This window comes from Streptomyces sp. NPDC032745 (assembly GCF_055579465.1).
This window is the reverse complement of record NZ_JBVING010000015.1, coordinates 247068-259265: the sequence shown is the minus strand read 5'-3', so window position 1 is coordinate 259265 and position 12198 is coordinate 247068. Positions and strand designations below refer to the sequence as shown.

General features: G+C 69.5%; 10 protein-coding genes. 4 read left to right on the top strand and 6 right to left on the bottom strand.

Annotated elements, in window-relative coordinates:
- The 3 genes from ACZ5WG_RS32010 to panD all read left to right on the top strand — a co-directional run.
- Window positions 1–3108: non-ribosomal peptide synthetase (locus ACZ5WG_RS32010; RefSeq protein ID WP_468727779.1), on the top strand; the 3108-nt coding region annotated here is incomplete at its 5' end.
- 62 nt (window positions 3109–3170) lie between these two features.
- On the top strand, window positions 3171–3407 hold the full coding sequence (locus ACZ5WG_RS32005) for an MbtH family protein (RefSeq protein ID WP_468727777.1): 237 nt from the start codon (window positions 3171–3173) through the stop codon (window positions 3405–3407).
- Between the two features lie 10 nt (window positions 3408–3417).
- Window positions 3418–3822 (top strand): aspartate 1-decarboxylase, encoded by a 405-nt coding sequence (panD, locus tag ACZ5WG_RS32000; protein ID WP_327745266.1) that lies wholly within the window; start codon window positions 3418–3420, stop codon window positions 3820–3822.
- Window positions 3823–3996: 174 nt separating this feature from the next.
- Here the strand turns inward: panD and ACZ5WG_RS31995 are convergent, their stop codons facing one another.
- The 6 genes from ACZ5WG_RS31995 to ACZ5WG_RS31970 form a co-directional block, all read right to left on the bottom strand.
- On the bottom strand, window positions 3997–4812 hold the full coding sequence (locus ACZ5WG_RS31995; protein ID WP_468727776.1) for a pyrroline-5-carboxylate reductase family protein: 816 nt from the start codon (window positions 4810–4812) through the stop codon (window positions 3997–3999).
- Window positions 4809–5963 carry a pyridoxal phosphate-dependent aminotransferase gene (locus ACZ5WG_RS31990; protein WP_468727775.1) on the bottom strand — a complete coding sequence of 385 codons (1155 nt, stop codon included), beginning with the start codon at window positions 5961–5963 and terminating at the stop codon, window positions 4809–4811. The genes ACZ5WG_RS31995 and ACZ5WG_RS31990 overlap by 4 nt, the downstream gene beginning before the upstream one ends.
- 57 nt (window positions 5964–6020) lie before the next feature.
- Complete coding sequence (locus ACZ5WG_RS31985) at window positions 6021–7277, bottom strand: glutamate-5-semialdehyde dehydrogenase (RefSeq protein ID WP_468727774.1); 1257 nt, start codon at window positions 7275–7277, stop codon at window positions 6021–6023.
- On the bottom strand, window positions 7278–8369 hold the full coding sequence (gene proB, locus ACZ5WG_RS31980) for a glutamate 5-kinase (protein ID WP_468727773.1): 1092 nt from the start codon (window positions 8367–8369) through the stop codon (window positions 7278–7280).
- A gap of 197 nt (window positions 8370–8566) precedes the next feature.
- Window positions 8567–9238 carry a response regulator gene (locus ACZ5WG_RS31975; RefSeq protein ID WP_468727772.1) on the bottom strand — a complete coding sequence of 224 codons (672 nt, stop codon included), beginning with the start codon at window positions 9236–9238 and terminating at the stop codon, window positions 8567–8569.
- A 19-nt stretch (window positions 9239–9257) separates the two neighbouring features.
- Window positions 9258–11165: an AfsR/SARP family transcriptional regulator gene (locus ACZ5WG_RS31970; RefSeq protein WP_468727770.1), complete on the bottom strand. Its 1908-nt coding sequence runs from the start codon at window positions 11163–11165 to the stop codon at window positions 9258–9260.
- Between the two features lie 334 nt (window positions 11166–11499).
- Here ACZ5WG_RS31970 and ACZ5WG_RS31965 point away from each other — a divergent pair, with 334 nt between their 5' ends.
- Window positions 11500–12141 carry a phosphatase PAP2 family protein gene (locus tag ACZ5WG_RS31965; protein ID WP_468727768.1) on the top strand — a complete coding sequence of 214 codons (642 nt, stop codon included), beginning with the start codon at window positions 11500–11502 and terminating at the stop codon, window positions 12139–12141.
- The last annotated feature ends 57 nt before the right edge of the window (window positions 12142–12198 follow it).

Below are 12198 nucleotides of genomic sequence, written 5' to 3'. Positions count from 1 at the left end.
ACGGACCTGTCGGGCAATCCGACGTTCCGTGAGCTGATCGCCCGGGTCCGGGAGAACGCCCTCGCGGCGTACGCCCATCAGGACGTGCCCTTCGAACGCCTCGTAGAGGTGCTGAACCCCACCCGGTCCATGTCCCGCCACCCCCTCTTCCAGACCATGCTCGCGTTCAACAACACTGAGCAGCACACCGCGTTCGAACGGCGGCCGGAAGGCGAGCGGCTCCCCGGAGGGCTGACCGTCGCGCCGGAGCCGACCGGGTCCGGCGTTTCCCGCTTCGACCTGCTCTTCGCCTTTGCCGACGTGCCCGGGAGGGCGGGCATCAAGGCGGTCGTCGAGTACAGCGCGGACCTGTTCGAGCGTCCGACCGCCGAGGCCCTCGTCGACCGTTTCCTGCGCGTACTGACCGCCCTGACCCGCGCCCCGGCACAGCCGATCGGGCTGATCGACCCGCTGCTGCCCGCAGAGCACACCCGGCTGCGAGCCGAGTGGAGCGGTGCCGCCCGCCCCATGCCGGACGCCACACTCCCCGAGCTGTTCCAAGCCCAGGTGCGTCGCACCCCGCAAGCCGTAGCGGTCGAAGCGGGCGTGGAGACGTTGACCTACGCACAGGTCAACGAGCGTGCCAACCGGCTCACCAGGGTCCTCATCGAGCGGGGGGTGGGGCCGGAGCGTTTCGTCGCGCTCGCCCTGCCGCGCTCGGCGGACCTGGTGGTCGCACTGCTCGCGGTCCTCAAGACGGGCGCCGCCTACGTTCCGGTGGACCCGGACTATCCGGCCGACCGCATCGGCTACATGCTCCGGGACGCCCGGCCCGCCGTGGTGGTGACCGTGGCCGCCGTGGCGGACGCGCTGCCGGAGTGCGGCGCACCGCTGCTCGTTCTGGACCGTGCGGAAACCGTCGCGGACTGCGGCCGCGAGTCGGCGGCAGACCTGCCGGCCCTCGGACTGAGGCCGGAACACCCCGTCTACATGATGTACACGTCGGGCTCGACCGGGCGACCCAAGGGCGTGGTCATGCCGGTCGCCGCCATGATCAATCTGGTCGGCTGGCACGAGCAGGTGATGCCGTCACGGCCGGCCGCGGCCGTCGCGCAGTTCTCGGCCATCAGCTTCGACGTCTCCATCCACGAGGTCCTCTCCGCCCTCCTGAACGGCAAACGGCTCGTGGCCTGCCCCGAGGAGGTACGGCGTGATCCGCAGGCGCTCGTTCCGTGGCTACGGCGCCACCGGATCGAAGAGCTCCACGCCCCGAACCTGCTCATCGAGGCGCTCGCCCAAGCGGCGGCCGAGCAGGACGCTCACCTTCCGGACCTGAGGCACGTGGCCCAGGCAGGCGAGGCCCTCGCTCTCAACCCGGCGGTGCGGGAGTTCTTCGCCCGGCACCCCGCCGCTCGCCTCCACAACCACTACGGGCCGAGCGAGACCCACGCCGCCACGGGGGCAACCCTTCCGGTGGATCCGGTCGACTGGCCTGCCACCGCGCCGATCGGCGTCACCGTGACGAACGCCCGGCTGTACGTACTCGACTCCGCGCTGCGGCCGGTGCCCACAGGGGTGACGGGCGAGCTGTACGTCAGCGGGACGGGCCTGGCGCGCGGTTACTGGAGCCGCCCGGACCTGACCGGCGAACGCTTCGTCGCTTGCCCGTTCGGCGAGCCGGGGGAGCGGATGTACCGGAGCGGAGACCTGGTCCGCAGGCGGTCGGACGGGCAGCTGGACTTTCTCGGCCGCGTCGACGGACAGATCAAGCTCCGCGGATTCCGGATCGAACCGGGAGAGGTGGAAGCGGCCCTGGCTGCTCTGCCCGAGGTGTCCACCGCCGCAGTCGTCCTGCGCGAGGACCGCCCCGGGGACAAGCGGCTGGTGGCCTACGTGGTCCCGGCCGGCAGCGAGGTCGTTCCCGAACCGGGCGCCCTGCGCGCCCGGTTGGCCGAACTGCTGCCCGACTACATGGTGCCGGGCGGGTTCGTGGCCCTGGAGCGGCTGCCGCTGAACCCGAACGGGAAGCTGGATCGCCGGGCACTCCCCGTACCCGATGTGCCGGCAGCCGGACGCGGCCCCCACGGCCCCCGGGAGGAGGCGCTGTGCCGGGTGTTCGCGGAAGTCCTCGGCGTGCCGGACGTCGGCGTCGACGACGACTTCTTCACGCTGGGCGGCCATTCGCTGCTCGTGGCGAGACTGGTCGGCAGGATCCGCTCCGCGCTGGGCGTGGAGCTGGGTCTGCGCAGCGTCTTCGCGGCGCCGACGGTGGCCAGACTGGCGTTGGAGATCGACGCCCGGCAGGCCCAGGACTCGTTCGCCACATTGCTGCCGCTGCGTGAACACGGCGCGCAGCGACCGCTCTTCTGCGTTCATCCGGCAGCCGGCCTGGGCTGGTGCTACGCCGGACTGCTCGCCCACCTCGACGGGACGCCCGTGTACGCGCTGCAGGCGCGGGGAGTCAGGCGGGGAGCCGGACAAGTGGCGGACTCGGTGGCTGACATGGCGGCGGACTACGTGGACCGCATGAGGGAGGTGCAGCCGACGGGTCCGTACCGGATCCTCGGCTGGTCGTTCGGGGGGCATGTCGCCCACGCGATCGCCTCCCGCCTCCAGCAGGACGGCGACGAAGTGGAGCTGCTCGTGCTGCTCGACACCTACCCGCCCACCGTGCGGGATCCGCTGGCCCCCGGCCGTGACGACGCCGAGATCGTGGCGGGCACGCTGCGCGCTGCCGGGTTCGAGTTCGAGATGGACGAACTCGTCGAGGACAGGTTCCCGATGGAGCGCTACCGGGAGTTCCTGCGCCATGAGAACAGGTCGCTCGCATACCTGGAGGAGGACGAGATCCTCGGGGTGAAGGACGTGTACGTCAACAACGTCCGCATCATGCAGGAATTCACTCCGGACGGGTACCGTGGCGATGTGCTGTTCTTCACTGCGTCGCGGGCTTCCGAAGAGCAGCGGAAAAGGCGCAGGATTGATTCCTGGAAGCCCTTTGTCGATGGCCGGTTCGAAAACTACGATGTAGATGCCGAGCACGAGGGCATGATGACGGAGTCGGCTCCGGTGGCCCAGATAGGCCGCATCCTTGCAAAGAAGTTGCACTCAGTGAATGCCGAGTCCTGAGCGATCTGCCGGACGCACCGCGCAGACCGTTCATGACCGGCCCAAGTAGGGGGTTTGAGGAAATGGCCAACCCGTTCGAGGACGTCGACGGCAAGTACCTAGTCCTGGTCAATGACGAAGGACAGCACTCGCTGTGGCCTTCGTTCGTGGAGGTTCCCGAGGGCTGGAACGTCGTGGTCCAGGAGACCGACCGGCAGACCTGCCTGGACTACATCAACGAGAACTGGACGGACATGCGGCCCAAGAGCCTGGTCGCCGCCATGGACGGCGCAGCGGGCTCGTCCGACCAGAGCTCCTGAGGACTGCCCGATGTTTCGTACGATGCTCAAGTCCAAGATCCACCGGGCCACGGTCACGCAGGCAGACCTGAACTACGTCGGATCGCTGACGCTCGACCCGGTGCTGATGGCCGCCGCCGACCTGCTCCCCAACGAGCTGGTCCACATTGTCGACATCAACAACGGCAACCGCTTCGAGACCTATGTCATCGAGGGAGAGCCGGGCTCGGGGATGGTGAAGGTCAACGGGGCTGCGGCCCGGCTGGTCCACACCGGCGACCTCGTCATCGTGATCGGTTACGGCCTGGTGCCGGAGGACCGGGCGGCGGAGGTCAAGCCGCACGTGGTCTTCGTGGACGAACACAACCGGGTGCTCGAAGAGAGCGACAACCCCGGGCTGGCTGCAGGCCGCGGGACCCTTGAGGCAGTGAACTGACACCTGGGACTGCTGCCCCGGCCATCCGGCCATCCGCTGAGGCCACCGGCTCCCCTGCCGGTGGCCTCAGCGGTTTCCTGCCCCGTCACACCGCACGCGCAAGATGCCCGTCGGGCCGGAACGTCGACGACGTTCCGGCCCGACGGGCATCTTGCGCGTGAGCAGAGAGCCGGGTCAGTTGCGAGAGGCGGTGAGCATCCGCCCCAGGGACAGCGCGACCGCTGCCTGCACGCCGGCCTCCACAGCGGTGTCCAGGCGATGCTCCTCCAGGGTGAGGAGCGCCGCCTCCGTCATCCCGTGCGGCGAGGACACCGACTCCACGACCGCCTCGGCGGTCATACCCGCAGCGCACAGCAGCGCGCCCGTCCCCCGGACCGCCTGTGCCGCGAGCACCTGCGCGGTCTCCGGTGGCAGCCCCTGGCCGACCGCGGCCCCGGCCAGGCTCTGCGTGAACCGGGCGACGAGAGCCGGCCCGGCCCCGGAGACCGCACTGACCACCTCCAGCTGCGCCTCGTCCACGACGAGGACCTGTCCCAGCGGTTCGAACAGCTGCCGGCCGAGGTCCAGCCCGTCCGGGCGGCCACCCGGACCGGCGGCCAGCACGGTGACTCCGTCGCGCACGGCGACCGCCACATTGGGTACCGCACGGATGACGGGCACCCCGGGCAGCGCCGCCGCCACGACCTCCGAGCGGCAGGACGCGACCACGGAGACCACCACCTGGCCGGCCGTGACCAGGCCGGACAGACCGGCGAGGGCCTCTTCCGTCTCGTGGGGGTGCACGGCCAGGACGATCACCGACGCGCCGTCCACGGCCTCCGCCGTCGTCCCCGCCATGGAGACGCCGAACTCCTCGCGCAACGCCAGTGCCCCCGCCCCGGTACGGGAAACGCCCCGGAGCAGGGCGGGCTGGTGGCCGGCGGCCACCAGCCCGCCCACCATCGCACGGGTGATCCTGCCGCAGCCGACGAACGCGACCGGCCATTTCACCGGGTGGCCTCGATCAGCATCCCGACCGCGGAGATCCCGCGCCGCAGCCGCTCCTCGCTCTCGGCTCCGACGGAGATCCTGACGAAGCGGTCGCACGACGCCCCGTACCCGATCCCCGGTACCACGCTCACCTTGTTCCTGTGCAGCAGTTCCTCCGCGAATTCCTCGGAGCCCAGTCTGGATTCGCCCAGTGGCGCGAAAAGGTAGAAGGTCGAATCGCCGGGAAGGCATGAGACGCCGTCATCGAGGAGTTCTGCGGCGAGCCGGTTGCGCAGCTCCACCACCCGCTGGATCTGTGGGCGGGTGTGTTCCAGTACCGTCTCGAAATGCTCGGCCAGGTAGTAGCTGAGAATCGTCGGCGGGCACGTGAATATGTGCTGCTGCAGCTTGAGGATCTGGTCGACGAGCCGAGGGTTGGCAATCAGATAGCCGATGCGCCATCCTGAGATGCCGTAGTTCTTCGACATGGAATTGCAGACGACCGTGTGTTCCTTGTCCGGGTCGAAAGCGAGGCAGGAGACGAAATCGTCCGGCTGGGGTACGAACTCGTTGTACGCCTCGTCCGCCAGCAGGTACACGCCGTGCCGGTCCGCCAGCTCGTGCAGCCGCATCAGTTCTGCGCGGCCCAGTCGGCGGCCGGAAGGGTTGTGGGGGTTGTTGACGATGATCGCGCGGGTGCGGGGGGTGATGTACGAAGCGATGTCCTCCACCGATTCGTACCAGGGGGTGAGCACGGGCACCCCGCGGCACAGCCGCACCTGGTCCGGGTAACTCACCCACAGCGGCTCCGGGATGATCACCTCGTCGCCCGGCTCGATCAGGGCGGTCAGGGTCATGAAGAGAGCGGCCTTCGAACCCGCCGTGACCAGGATCTCGCGTTCGGGATCAGTGGGGGCCCCGCTCAGCCCCTGGTAGTACTTGGCCAGCTTCTCGCGCAGCAGCGGCAGGCCGCGCGAGTGCGAGTAGTGGTGGATCCTCGTCGGTGGCAGATCGGCGAACGACGGAACGGGAAGGTCGAAGAAGGCCTCTCCCAGGGAGAGGGTGATCACGTCGGCGTCCCGCGCCTGCAACTCGTAGACTCTGTTGTTGAGTCTGACCGAGGAGGCCTCGGACACGGTGTCCAGTAACGCTGCATGACTGCGTATCGGCATCTCAAGACCTCTCGTCGCTCGCGCGCTCATGGATGAGGGGTGAGGCGTGCGGCTCGTTCACAGGACGCGGATCTGCCCGCTGCCCCAGACGACGTTCTTCACACAGGTAAGGGATTCGAGGCCCATGGGCCCACGGGCGTGCAGCTTCTGAGTGGACACACCGATCTCGACGCCGTAGCCGAACTCGCCACCGTCGGAGAACCGCGTCGAGGTGTTGACGAAGACGCTGCCGGAGTCGATGGCACGCGCGAAGCGCTGGGCCACCGCGATGTCCTGGGCCACGACCGCCTCGGCGTTGCGCGTGCCCCAGCGGTCGATGTGGTCGATCGCCTCGTCCAGGCCGGACACCACCCGGACGGCAAGGGTCAGGTCGAGGTACTCGGTGCCCCAGTCGCTCTCCTGCGCCGGATCGGCCGCCGGCCACGCCTCGCGCGTACGCGCACAGCCGCGGACCGCCACACCGAGGTCCCGCAGTTCGTCCAGAACCTTGGGCAGCCAGCCCGCCGCCAGCTCCTCGTGGACCAGGAGGGTCTCCACCGCGTTGCACACGCTCGGCCTGGACGTCTTGCCGTTGACGACGATGTCCGTCGCCATCGCGAGGTCCGCCGAGGCGTCGACATAGACATGGCAGTTGCCGTCCCCGTCGATGACCGTGGGCACGGTCGCGTGCTCTTCGACCGTCCTGATCAGGCCCTGGCCGCCGCGCGGCACCAGGAGATCGACGTACTCCTTCGCGGTCAGCAGCTCCAGAGCCGCTTCCCGGGAGGAGTCGCGGATCAGCTGTACCGAGTCGGTGGGCACGTCGTCATGGGTTTCGAGGACCCGGGTGAGGACGCCGGCGATGGCGGAATTGGTGTGCATGGCGATGGAGGAGCCCCGCAGGACCGCGGCGTTGCCCGACTTCAGACAGAGCGCAGCGACATCCGAGGTGACGTTCGGACGCGCCTCGTAGATGACGGCGACCACGCCGAGCGGCTCCCGCACCTGCTCCACCAGCAGGCCATTGGGGCGGGTATCGCCCTTGACCACCTGTCCGACCGGGTCGGGCAGGGCGATGATGGTCCGGATGGCCTGCGCCATCCCGGATATGCGCGAGTCCGTCAGTGTGAGACGGTCCACCAGCGTCGCGGACGTGCCCGACGCCCGTGCCGCTTCCACGTCCAGGGCGTTGGCGGCCTTCAGCTCCTCTCGCGAACCGTCGATCGCGTCCGCCATGTCATGCAGCACCCGGTTCTTGGTGTCGGTGCTCAGCGCGCGGAGCGCGGGGGAAGCCGCGCGGGCCCGGCGGCACACCTCGGTGACGGTGCTGGTCATCTACTGGACCTCCATAAGGCTGATGTATGAGTGCTGATCGAGAATGGTTTCGAGGCCGCCCTGCTCCGGCGCACCGGCGCCGGACGAAAGGAGAGTCGCGGGAACGGCCCCGCTGACACGGCCCCGGGCAATGACGCCGGACCGTTCGGTGACGAGGTCGACAACGGAACCCACCCGTACCTCGCCGCCAGCCCGGCGCACCTGCCGCAGCAGCAAGGGGCCGCCGTCGGACACCGTCCGCTCGGCCGACGCGTGGCAGAGGAGCCGGCCGCGCGACGGTTCGGAGAACGCCCACCACAACCTGCGCAGATCGGGCTCCTTCTCGACCGGGCCGGCGTGGATGCGGGTACCCACGTCCTCCCCGCGCACCGCGCGCAGCGCGGCATCCGGTTCGTCCGCGGCAGCGATCACCGCCGGCACTCCGGCGCGGGTGGCGATCCACGCGGCGCAGAGCTTGGCGGGCATGCCGCCGCTGCCGGGGCCGGCGGTCGGGTCGGCGGCGAGCCGTTCCACCTCGGTGGTCATGGCGGGCAGCACGCCGATCCGCCGGGCATCGGGGCTACGCCGGGGATCGGCGTCGAACACGCCCGGAACATCGGTGAGGAGAAGGAGCAGCCGGGCCCGCAGGGCCGCGCTGACCAGAGCGGCCAGCACGTCGTTGTTACGGACCGCGACCGCGTCGTTCTCGTTCACCACCGGGACGAGCCCGGTGTCGAGAGCCTGCTCAAGTGCCCCGGTGAGGCTTCCCCGGTGCACCGGATCGAACAGGTCGTACGGCGTGAACAGGAACTGCGCGGCCGTCAGGTCGCGGGCAGCCAGCCGTGCACGGAGCGACTCGAACAGCGGCCCCTGGCCTACGGCCGCGGCCAACTGGCGTTCGCTGGGCAATGTTTGTGCGGCCTCCGGCAGTACGGACCGGCCCAGGGCGATGGCGCCGGACGTGACCAGTACGGGCCGCAGGCCTTCGCCCCGCAGCCGTACGACCACCTCGGTGAGGGCGTCAGCCTTGGCGATCGACAGCGCACCGTCGGTCACCAGCGAGGACGTACCGATCTTGATCACGACGCGCGCGGCGCCACTGCTCGTCGACATGGTTCCTCTTCTTGACTGCGAAGGGTCGGGTGGCGAGCGGGAACGGGAATCAGGACAGCGAGGCCCGGCCACGGCACGACGGCGCGAGTGGGCCGCCCTGCGGGCACCAGGTCCCGGGGAATGGATTCGATCCTACAAACGGCCGTCCATGCGGCATCCACATGCAGTCCATATGCCGGCCGTGGGGCGTGCGCAGGTCAGTCGAACTGCTCCACCAGGCCCGCCTCGTAGGCGAGGATCGCCGCCTGTACGCGGTTGCGCACCCCCAGCCCCAACAGGACCGAGCTCACATAGCTCTTGACCGTACCCTCGACCACGTGGAGGCGTCGCCCGATCTCTGCGTTCGAGAGCCCGTTGCCCAGGAGAGACAGCACCTCCAGCTGCCGGTCCGACAGTGCCTGTGCCCGGCTGCGCGCGCGGGAGGTGCGCCGGGCGCGCTGACCCCACGTACGGAGGTCCAGCTCGGCGATGACCTGCTTGGTCACCTCGGGGGCGAGATAGGCGGCGCCGGTCGCCACGGCACGCACGCCGGTCAGCAACTCGCGGGGATCACCGGTCTTCAGAAGGAATCCGCTGGCCCCGTCCGCCAATGCGTGGGCCAGTGCCTCGTCCTCGCTGTAGTTGGTCAGCATGACCACGGCGGTTCCCGGGGCCGCCCGGCGCAGCGCCGTGGTTGCCGAGACCGTGCCGGGGAACGGCAGCCGTACGTCGATCAGAGCCACATCGGGCCGGAAGGCCAGCGCCCGTTCGACCGCCTCCTGCCCGTCGGCGGCCTCGGCGACCACCTCGATCTGCGGATCGGCGGTCACGACGGCCTTCACGCCCGCACGGGTCAGGGGTTCGTCGGCGGCCACGAGTACTTTGATCACTGTGAACCGTCCTTTCGGGTCAGTGGGCGATCCGCGTCGCCACGCGGCGCGGGGGTGCCGTCCGCGCGGCTCTGGGCGCGGGCGGCGGTACGTCGAGCTCCCGGGCGTACGCCCCGAGCAGCCCGGACAAGCGGTAGGCCGGCCGGCTGCCCGCCACACCGCGTACTGGTTGCAGCAGGTTGCCGGCGATCAGGTGCTCCAGCGCGTGGTCCGCCTCCACCTGATCCCGCCCGGTCAGCGCGGCCACGGCCGCCACGTCGACCACCTCCCCGCCCATTCGACCCAGTCGGCTGAAGGCGTCCGCGGCCAACGGATCCAGGGCCCGGAAACTGGCGTTGAAGGAGGCCCGCAGGTCCAGGCCGTCGTGCACGAACTCGCCCAGAGAGCTGCCGGAATGGAGCAGACGCTCGGCGAACGCGCTCAGCGGCTGGTCCGGCCGCAGTGCGATCCGGGCCCCCGCGATCCGGATCGCGAGCGGCAGGTGCTCACATGCGCCGACGATGAAGCGGGCGGCCCTGGGGTCCGCGTCCAGCCGGCCCGGACCCACCAGCCTGCTGAGCAGGCTCAGCGACTCCTCCTCGGACAGTGGCCCGAGCGATGCGGTGCAGGTGCTGTCGAGTGCCGTCAGCCGCAGCCGGCTGGTCGCCAGGACCAGGCTGCCCGCCGTGCCCGGTAGCAGGTGTCGTACCTGCTCGGATCCGGCGACGTCGTCGACGACCACCAGCACGCGCAGATCGGCCAGCCGCATCCGGTAGTGCGCCGACAGCTGCTCGACGCACACCGGGAGCAGCGCCCGGTCGGCGCCCAGCATCACCAGGAGATCCTTCAGGACGCGTGTGACGTCCCCGGTGCCGGAGCCGGGACCGGGCAGTTTCAGGAAGAGCTGCCCGTCGGGGAAGTGGTCGCGGACCCGGTGTGCCACGTGCAGGGCCAGGGCGGTCTTGCCCGATCCGGGCGGACCGGTGATCACCGCCAGCCCGGCCGGCTGCCCGTCGGCACCTTCCGAGGCTTCGGCCAGTGCTGCGGACAGTCGGTCGGCCTCGCCCTTGCGGCCGGTGAAGTGCACTGGATCGGTAGGTAGTTGGTTGGGCACCCTGAACTCGTGCCGACCGGTGCGGGGTCCGTGCAGCTCCAGCCGGGACCGGGGCGGCTCCAGGTCGAGGGTGCTGCTCTGGGTGAGGATCGCATGATGGAGTTCGCGCAGCGGCGGGCTCGGCTCCACCCCGAGCTCCGAAGCCAGCCGAGACCGGGCCTCGGTGAAGGCGCCGAGCGCTTCGCCCTGCCGGTCCGAGCGGTACAGGGCCAGCATCAGCTGTCCCCACAAAGCCTCGGAGAGCGGGTGGATTTCCAGATGGGCGCGCAGCTCGGCGGTGAGCATGTGGTGCTGGCCCAGCATCAGACGGGCCTCTATCCAGTCCTTGAGCTGAGTGGTCCGCGCCTCCTCCCAGCGCCTGATCTCCGCGTGCATCCAGCGGGCCGTCGCCAGACCTTCGAGCGGGCTGCCCTGCCACAGGGCGTCAGCCGCGCCGAGTTGCTCGGCGGCTTCCTCCAGCCGTCCCTCGGCCAGGAGTTCGTGACCGCGCCGGGCGTGTTTGCTGAACATGAGGAGGTCGACCTCGCCCGTCCGGACCTGCAGCCGGTGTCCGCCCGCTTCGCGGACGAGCAGACTCCTGGGCGCGGCACCGGCTCCGCCATCGATGGTCAGGACGCGGCGCAGGGCGGACAGGTACGTGTAGAGGTTCGCCATTCCCGAAGTCGGTGGTGACTCCCAGAGGGCGGCGAAGAGTTTGCGCGTGGTCAGGGGCTGGTTGGCATGGAGGAGGAAGGCTCCCAGGAGCAACTTCCTTTTGACTCCTCCGAGTTCCACCCGGTCCCCGTCGACCAGGAACTCCATCGAGCCGAGCGTTCGGAACATGTGGGCAGGCATGGGTCATCCCTTTCTCCCGCACCACTCGGGTGCGCTGACACGGACGGAATGGCGAGATCCGACGGTCCGGCACCTTTGGGAGAACCGGCCCCTGGCAGCGCTACGGAGTGCGGCGGCAGGGACGACTTCGGCACGATAGCCGCCCCGACGGCGCCAGGTCGAGCGAGATTGGGAGTAGTGGATCTTCACTTTGGGGGGAATCGGGGGATTCGTTGTGGTTTTGGTACTGGACGAAGGTTGGGTTGCGCCCTGCCCTTCGTGCAATGTTCGAAAGCTCGCCGCTTCGTAATTTGGTGTTCATGAACAACACCGCGAAGGCTGGGGAGGCCCGACCGTGACTACCGCACTACTCGTGACCGCCGATGCCGGATCCGATCTCGGAGGTGATCTCTACAAGGACATCACCGAGTTCGCCGCCGATACTCCGTCGTGGTTCCAGCACTTGGCGGAGCTCGGGACCGAGGGCGGCATCCTCATCCTGCTGGCCCTGTTCCTCGGGGCCTGGTGGCGCGCCCGGCGGGGTTCCGACCGCGTGATGACGCTAGCGCTGCTCGCACCCGTCGCCACCGGTGTGGCGTACTTCCTGAGTGAGATCCTGAAGACCTGGATCCAGGAGGAACGGCCCTGCCGGGCGGTCCGTGGGGCGTCGCCGATCGCCGAATGCCCGGAACCGGGGGACTGGTCCTTCCCGAGCAACCACTCCGCCATCGCGGCAGGTGCGGCCTTCACCTTGCTCCTGGTGTGGCGTACGGCCTTCTGGTTCGCCCTGCCCGTGGCCGTACTGACGGCGCTCTCCCGCAGTTTCCTCGGAGTGCACTACTTCCACGACGTCGTCGCCGGGTTCGCCTGGGGTGCGGCCGTCGCCCCCCTGGTGCTGATGGCGCTGACCAAGCCGGGTCTGATGGTCGTGTCGCGTCTGCGGACACAACCGGCTCTGAAGCCGCTGCTGATCGCCAATGGGGCCCGGCATCGCTGAGTCCGACAGCTGAGCCCGATCGACCCGCCCCTACCCCCGTGGGGCGGGTCGATCGTC